Below are 6,108 nucleotides of genomic sequence, written 5' to 3' on the forward strand. Positions count from 1 at the left end.
TTATGCTAAGTGGCAATGTGTACGTTATCGCTAGAGTCCCAACTCTGACAGTTCAAGATGATCGTCAGGGCGTCGACCAAGAGGCCAATGGAATTTACGCTCAGATTCATTTATTGGCATATCGTTGATTGATGCATATCGGTTAGTCATTAAACCATTATGGTCGAATTCCCAATTTTCATTCCCATAGGAACGAAACCAATTACCTGAATCATCGTGCCATTCGTAAGCGTATCGTACGGAAATGCGATTTTCATTAAATGCCCATAACTCTTTAATGAGTCGGTACTCTACTTCTTTATTCCATTTTCTAGAAAGGAAGCTTTTCGCTTCCTCTCGATTACTTACGAACTCTGTACGATTACGCCATCTGGTGTTCAATGAATACGCTAATGATACCCTTTCAGCATCGCGGCTGTTCCATGCATCTTCAGCAAGACGTACTTTCTTGATGGCGGATTCTAAAGTAAATGGTGGTACAGGTACGCGTTTTTCATCTGCGTTGTTAAGCAAAATAATAATCTCCGATTGTGAACCTACTAAGTACTCTTAATCATATGATGAAAGCAATAAAAATCTTCTATTCATAGTTTACGCAAGGTTGCCATATATTAAATATGGTTAGATGTCATCGTTGGAATAGGCATGGTAGATACAGTAGCTAAAACTGAATTGAGGATAGTGAATGTTTAACATTTCAGAAGTTGATAAAGGTAATTCTGACTTGACCCGGTTGGTTAGCGAGCTCGATGCTTTTCTAAGCGAATTGTACCCTGCAGAAAGTAATCACCTAATAGATCTCTCAGCAGTCAGTGATGAACAGCTAAGGTGCGTGATCGTCCGTGATGGGGGGGACACACCTGCAGGCTGTGGAGCTTTGCTCTTCCACGAAGATGGATCAGCTGAGATTAAGCGGGTTTATATTCGACCGGAATACCGAGGAAGGAAGCTTGGAGAGAAGATAATCAGTGCAATCGAGGGAATTGCTTCAGCAAATAATTCACGACTCTTGCAGCTTGAAACAGGCATTCACCAACAACCAGCTATAGCGCTTTATCGCAGATGCGGTTACAACATGTGCGATGCATTTCCCCCGTATAAAGCAGATCCCTTGAGTGTTTTTATGTGCAAAGAGCTTCTTTAACGCAACGCTTTGATAGCGCCAAGGGAGGCCACGTTATGATAAATAGCATCGCTATTTAGAATGTACGTGGTGTAGCGATGCTGGAAATAAAACTATTTTAGATCTATTTTGTCACTTTCTGAGAGATTAACTTTTCTGAACCAGGGTTGGAGAGTGATTCGCTTTAGATCTTTTTTGTCACCCCCACACCTCCAACTCGCCTTTATATCTTACTCAACGTGATGGCTAAACCACTAAAGAGTATTGATATGATCATCACCTTATCGATCGTCCGCAGTCTATAATGCTGGCGATGTTGCCATCCGGCGTAAAGAAACACTAACAGGCCAGGTGCGTAAAGCGTCAGCGACATCATCAGATGGTTGAGACCTGATGCATAGAGTAACCAAATACCGTACAACGTCGCGCCAATACCGATAAGAAGTGGTCGATAGCAACGTGTTTGATAGCTGATTTTAGCTAAAAATAAGCCAACCAGCAGATACGGGACTAATACCATCTCTGAAGCGATAATCAATAATGTGCTGTAATCAAGATGATAGAACGCTATCGCGATAAGGCAGAGCTGAACGCTAATGTTTGTCATCCACAAACTACCGATTGGGGCGTCCGCCGCATTCTGTCTCGCGATGACCTTAGGAAATGCACCGCGTTTGGCCGCGATAAAAGGAATTTCTGCCGCCATAATAGTCCAGCTTAGGTAAGCACCAGAGACCGATAAAATAATGCCTCCCACAATAATCCAATAGCCGTAAGGGCCAATCATTTCGACCAGTAATCCCCCCATCGATGGATTTTTCATAGTGGCAAGGGTTTCTCTAGGAACAATTCCGAGCGACAGTATCGTCACCAGTAAATAGACAATTAGCGCAGAGATAACGGCAAAAAGTGTTGCCTTACCGATGTCATTCTTATTTTTCGCGCGGCCAGAGACCACCACGGCACCCTCAACACCTATAAAGACCCACAGAGTGATCAGCATCGTCTGCTTAACCTGCGACCATACTGGAAGATGTAGTTGTGCTCCGGAAAAATCGAATGAAAATTGGCGATAGTCGAAATGCATGGTCCCAACAACGATGAAGAGGACTAAGGGCACCAGTTTACCGAGAGTGGCAAGTAGATTAATGCTTGCTGCGGTTTGAACGCCGCGAGTAATTAACGCATGAATAATCCATAACAATATCGATGCGCCTAACATGGATTGCCAAGTATTACCGTCGCCGAATACTAGGTGTCCAGGGGAATCTGTAAAAAAACTGAGCGCAGAGAAGACCACAACAAGATATGAAACGTTAGCAATCACTGCACAGAGCCAATATCCCCAAGCAGAGAGAAAACCAATGGTTTTACCAAAGCCATCCTCGGCATAAGTGAAGATCCCGCCATCGAGATCAGGGCGTAAGCGCGAGAGATAAAGCATGGCGGTAGCCAAAAAAAGAATACCGACACCGGTGATTGACCAGCCAATCACTAAGGCCTCGGAACCCGAAACGGCGGCTATATTTTGCGGGAGACTGAATACACCCGCGCCAAGCATGGAGCTAAGGACTAATGCGGTGAGCGCACCCACGCCTATTTTTTTTCCGTTCATAAACACCTACTAACTTGCTAAAAAGTCTCGATAAGCTTACTAAAACAGCAGGTGATGCTAAGAAAAGAAAACAACACAGCATATTTCATGGATCGAGTTAGGGCGCTGATTCTACGAAGTGAAGGGTAATTTTGCAATGAGTATAAATGCGGAAAAATGATTATTTATGCAGTAGGGGGATAAAAAAGCACCCGAAGGTGCTTGAGTTGTTATTTGAACAGTTCTGCGGTGACAGTGAGGTTACCGCCACTTTGGTTCTGCCATTGGCGAGTAATGTGGTAATACTTCGCCCCTTTATCTGCCGCTCTTCGGGCGATAGCGGTCGACATCTCCGTTGGGTTACCGAAATGTGCCGTGATTGTTACCGTATCGAAAGGCGTCATCTGGGCTGCGGTGATATCATTCACTTCTTGGATCTTGCCGCCTTGTGGAAGTGAGACGGTATAGCGCTTATTGGTAGACGTTTGAGTTTCATAAAAACGTCCAACACTCTGACTGGTCGAGTCTGAAGAGGCTACGCCTGGAATTTCTACTTTCTTGGCGGCTGCGCCCCCCGCTGCGAGAGCCGCTTTACCGGCTTGCGAGTCAGCTGGAATAGCATCCGGACTCTGTACAACGCGTTTCGGTGCATCGGCTTTATACACATAAGCCGTCACATACTGGTTACCGCCGTTATTCGCTGCAATTTGACGAATAATAAAGAATGCATCGGCATCCTTCGCTTTTGCCGCACGCGAAATGGCGTATTCAACCTGAGGCTGGCTAGGATAAAAGCCACGAATACTGACGGTATCGTAAGGCTCTAAGCGATAGGCTTCGGCTTTAGGTAACTCTTTAATCCCATTGATATAACGATATTGTGGATCTTTCGGGGCAGGGGCTGCATCAGGGAGGTAGAGGTCAGCAGTAACCCGCCAGTTTCCGCCATTACTGTTACTATCGTTGACGGATACGACATAGAATCCGGCTGCGCCCGCATTGTCGGCCCGTTTAGAGACGGCATTACTCACGTCAATCAACGAGTTGAAGCGGCCTGAAAAAGTGATTCTTTTATAGGGTGCCAGAGATGCGGCTTTTTGAGGGCTAAGTTCTTGAGCGGCAAAGGCAGTAGACAGCCCTAGCGAAATAAGCGCTGTTGCTAAAACTGTAGCAGTAAATTTCATAAAACGTCCTTCAGCTTGCACAGAAAACAAAAAATTATTGTTAATTATTGAAGGGTGATTATTACATGGAAAAGATAAGCTGTCTTAGTCAATTGTTTGACAAATGTCTATAAAAAAAAGCGCGAAGGGTAGAGTCGTCAAATTATTAACGACTCTTGATAAAGAATGGGTTACTCAGGTGACGCATCAGGCCGTATCACTAACAGATCACAGCGTAAATGATCGATGACCTGCTCAGCCGTGTTACCCAAGAAAGCTGCTGACAATCCGGTACGGCCAAAAGTCCCTAATACGACAACCCCGGCATTTAATTGCGCGGCAATTTCGGGAATAACCTCTTCAGGTTCGCCTTGCTCTACATAAGTATCAGCACTGTCTATTGAGAAGGGCTGACGTAGCGCTTTCATGGCTAACAGATGTTGGCCCCTTACCGCATCACTGTAACTCTGTGCATCAAAGTCAGGCAGTTCAATCGCGAGGTTGACTGGCGTGATGGGATAGGCCCCTACGAGCCGCACCGCAGTCTGGTTCACCTGTAACGCTAATGCCTGTGTTTCACGAACTAATTTCCGATTAAGATCATCATGTTGTTGATCGTCGCTGACTAAGTTAACGGCCACCACCGCAGTCGCGTCTTCTGGCCAGGGCTGATCTTTAACCATCCACACTGGACAAGGGCTTTTACGGAGGATTTGCCAATCTGTAGGCGTAAAGATGACCGATTCCAAGCGATCATACTGGTGCGCCATTTTCAGTACCAGATCATAATTCCCCGTTTCGATCTCTTGTAAGATAGCTTCTTGTTGACGATTATGCCAAATCACCTTCAATACAATATCGACCCCAGACTCAAGATAGACGCGCGCTTGATAGCGAAGCCATTCAGTACGTTGTTGGATCATCTCTTGGCGCATACTCTCTCTTTCTTCCGTAGCAAGTGCCGTGGTCAACTCGTAAGAGAGGTCATAAATAGCGAGAAATGCAGTGATTTTGCCGCCCAGCCGATGATTAAGATATACCGCGCGACGAAGAGCGGGTTGGTCATCCTGATCTGGGTCAATGGCCACGAGAATATTTTGATACTGCGTCATATGACAATCCCTCAGTGTATGGAGTTAACTAAGGATAGTCCGGAATTAATGAAACAGAGGTTAAAACCGGAACATCATTGTTCAGTAACATAGCGTATCCGGTTTGGCTTATCTAGAGGAGATTTATGCACATTTCTGTGCATGTCCTGCCAGCACGTTCAACATATCGTGGTTTTCAATCGTAATATATTTACCCTTCACTGATAGCATGCCGCTTTTCTGGAAACGACCTAACAACCGACTAATTGTTTCGACGGTAAGTCCTAAATAATTTCCAATATCGCCACGCGTCATCGTTAATCGGAATTCACGTTGAGAAAAACCGCGTTTGCCAAAACGTTGCGAGAGACTCCAAATGAAAGCCGCTAAACGTTCTTCTGCATTCTTCTTAGAAAGCAATAAGATCATTTCTTGGTCAGCTTTAATTTCGCCACTCATAAGTCGCATGATTTGATGACGTAAGGCTGGCATCTTGCCGGCTAGATCATCCAGCGTATCGAATGGGATCTCACATACCATAGAGGTTTCAAGCGCCTGAGCGAAAGAAGGGTGGTGGCCCGAGGTAATAGCATCAAAGCCAATCACATCACCCGCCAGATGGAAGCCGGTAATCTGCTCGTCGCCTTGCTCGGTAATGGTATAGCTTTTCAATGTACCAGAACGCAGCGCGTAGAGAGATTTTAGTTCATCTCCAGCTTTGAATAAGGATTGAGACTTTTGGATAGGTTTTTTACGCTCAATAATATTATCGAGCTGATTAAGCTCATGATTATTTAAGGTAAAGGGGATGCACAGTTGGTTGATACTGCAATCTTGACAGTGAATAGAACTGCCATTCACTGGCGCACGTTTGATTAATCTTTTTTCACTTAGCATGATGAATACTCCGTAATATTGTCTGGAGATACTTTAACATTTTTCGCGAAGAAAAAAAGGTCTTATCCACGATCAATTTATCGTGGGTTTTTCGATAAAAAAACTGACTTTTCTTTTGTTTAAAATCAATAATATAAGTTAATAATAAAAATCATTTACTTTTATAATTTACAAAAAAATACATTAGATGCTACGAATTTATAAATATAATTAATATTAGCTATCTAACAATATATTAAC

At 44.2% G+C, this 6,108-nt stretch carries 6 protein-coding genes; 1 reads left to right on the forward strand and 5 read right to left on the reverse strand.

The genetic code is table 11. The annotated features are described in order from the left end of the window. Nucleotides 1–30: 30 nt before the first annotated feature. A complete protein-coding gene (locus MKR94_RS00845; protein WP_241645024.1) occupies nucleotides 31–513 on the reverse strand; it encodes a nuclear transport factor 2 family protein in 483 nt (160 codons plus the stop codon). Between the two features lie 172 nt (nucleotides 514–685). Between MKR94_RS00845 and MKR94_RS00850 the strand changes: the two genes are divergently transcribed. Beyond that, nucleotides 686–1,144 (forward strand): GNAT family N-acetyltransferase, encoded by a 459-nt coding sequence (locus MKR94_RS00850; protein ID WP_241645025.1) that lies wholly within the window; start codon nucleotides 686–688, stop codon nucleotides 1,142–1,144. Between the two features lie 202 nt (nucleotides 1,145–1,346). Here the strand turns inward: MKR94_RS00850 and MKR94_RS00855 are convergent, their stop codons facing one another. From MKR94_RS00855 to MKR94_RS00870, 4 genes are all read right to left on the reverse strand, one after another. Further along, nucleotides 1,347–2,738 carry a basic amino acid/polyamine antiporter gene (locus MKR94_RS00855; protein WP_241645026.1) on the reverse strand — a complete coding sequence of 464 codons (1,392 nt, stop codon included), beginning with the start codon at nucleotides 2,736–2,738 and terminating at the stop codon, nucleotides 1,347–1,349. 209 nt (nucleotides 2,739–2,947) lie between these two features. Next, on the reverse strand, nucleotides 2,948–3,901 hold the full coding sequence (gene ydgH, locus MKR94_RS00860; protein WP_241645027.1) for a DUF1471 family protein YdgH: 954 nt from the start codon (nucleotides 3,899–3,901) through the stop codon (nucleotides 2,948–2,950). A 170-nt stretch (nucleotides 3,902–4,071) separates the two neighbouring features. Then, nucleotides 4,072–4,992, reverse strand: coding sequence for a universal stress protein UspE (gene uspE, locus MKR94_RS00865; protein WP_241645028.1), 921 nt, complete (start codon nucleotides 4,990–4,992; stop codon nucleotides 4,072–4,074). Nucleotides 4,993–5,115: 123 nt separating this feature from the next. Continuing rightward, complete coding sequence (locus tag MKR94_RS00870; protein WP_241645029.1) at nucleotides 5,116–5,868, reverse strand: FNR family transcription factor; 753 nt, start codon at nucleotides 5,866–5,868, stop codon at nucleotides 5,116–5,118. Nucleotides 5,869–6,108: the final 240 nt, after the last annotated feature.

The organism is Rosenbergiella metrosideri, from assembly GCF_022602565.1.
Lineage (GTDB): Bacteria > Pseudomonadota > Gammaproteobacteria > Enterobacterales > Enterobacteriaceae > Rosenbergiella > Rosenbergiella metrosideri.

Bases quoted from the DNA above. Each gene is read 5' to 3' on its own strand.
- MKR94_RS00850 (WP_241645025.1), top strand. From the start codon at position 686: ATGTTTAACATTTCAGAAGTTGATAAAGGTAATTCTGACTTGACCCGG.
- uspE (WP_241645028.1), bottom strand. From the start codon at position 4,992: ATGACGCAGTATCAAAATATTCTCGTGGCCATTGACCCAGATCAGGAT.
- MKR94_RS00870 (WP_241645029.1), bottom strand. From the start codon at position 5,868: ATGCTAAGTGAAAAAAGATTAATCAAACGTGCGCCAGTGAATGGCAGT.
- ydgH (WP_241645027.1), bottom strand. From the start codon at position 3,901: ATGAAATTTACTGCTACAGTTTTAGCAACAGCGCTTATTTCGCTAGGG.
- MKR94_RS00855 (WP_241645026.1), bottom strand. From the start codon at position 2,738: ATGAACGGAAAAAAAATAGGCGTGGGTGCGCTCACCGCATTAGTCCTT.